This window comes from Kitasatospora sp. NPDC101155, from assembly GCF_044768305.1.
GTDB lineage: Bacteria > Actinomycetota > Actinomycetes > Streptomycetales > Streptomycetaceae > Kitasatospora.
The window spans coordinates 1-1,156 of record NZ_JBIWPN010000165.1 but is presented as its reverse complement, the minus strand read 5'-3'; the positions used below and the strand labels follow the sequence as shown (position 1 = coordinate 1,156).

The window sequence follows — 1,156 nt, the reverse complement described above, 5'->3', positions numbered from 1 at the left end:
GGATCGGTAGGAAGACCGGTTACCGGTGGCGGGCGGAGAACGGCGGCCTGCCGCCGGAACGGCTGTCCGAGCCGTCCCGGTCCGACCGATACCTGTCCCTGCTGGAGCGCAAGAGGATCGCGACGCTGCGCGAACGCGGCCTGGGCATACGGGAGATCGCCGAACGCCTGGGCAGGTCTCCGTCGACCGTCAGCCGCGAGCTCCGGCGCAACACCCTCGCCCACGACCAGGGCATCTACGACGCGGACCTGGCCCACCACCGCGCCGAGGAGCGCGTGAGGCGCCCGCGCCTGGCGAAGCTGCGGCTCGACCACGAGCTCCGCGCCGAGGTCCAGGCCAAGCTCGACCTGGAGTGGAGCCCCGAGCAGATCGCCGCCCACCTGCGTGAGCTGTGGCCGGACAGACCGGAGCGGCACCTATGCCACGAGAGCATCTACCGGGCCCTCTACCAGGGCGCCAAGGGCGGCCTGAGCAGGACGCTCACGAAGAAGCTGCGGACCGGGCGGTCACTGCGCAAGCAGCGCCGGAAGGGTGACCAGCGTGCCCCGCGGTTCGCCGTTCCGCCGACGCTCATCGACGAGCGCCCCGCCGTCGTCGAGCTGCGCGAGCGCGTCGGCGATTGGGAGGGAGACCTCATCACCGGCCGGCACAACCGGTCCGCCGTCGCCACCCTCGTGGACCGCCACAGCCGCTACGTCCGTCTCGTCGCCCTGCCCGACGGACACGGCGCGGACCAGGTCCGCGAACGTCTCGCCCAGGCCCTCCAGGATCTTCCCAACACCGCCAGAATGACGCTGACTTGGGACCAGGGCTCCGAGATGGCCTGCCACGACCAGCTCGCCCCGATGTTCCGCGACGGAGTCTTCGTCGCCCACCGCGCCAGCCCCTGGCAGCGAGGCACGAACGAGAACACGAACGGCCTGCTTCGGCAGTACATGCCCAAGGGCACCGACCTGTCCGTCCACACCACCGAGGAGCTCCGAGCGTTCGAGGACCGACTCAACAACCGCCCCCGGAAGACCTTGGGATGGCGGACCCCGGCCGAGCTATTCGCCGCCGCTCTGACAGCATGAGACCAGCATCGTTGCGACGATCATGCGAATCCGCCTTAGAACCCAAGGAGCCGCACGGGGTCAATTTTCAGGAGTCGTTGACA

The 1,156-nt window shown here is 69.6% G+C and carries 1 protein-coding gene; it reads left to right on the top strand.

The window, feature by feature from the left end; genetic code table 11:
- On the top strand, positions 1–1,073 hold a 1,073-nt coding region (locus ACIRYZ_RS46585; RefSeq protein WP_402955870.1), incomplete at its 5' end, for an IS30 family transposase.
- Between the last annotated feature and the right edge of the window lie 83 nt (positions 1,074–1,156).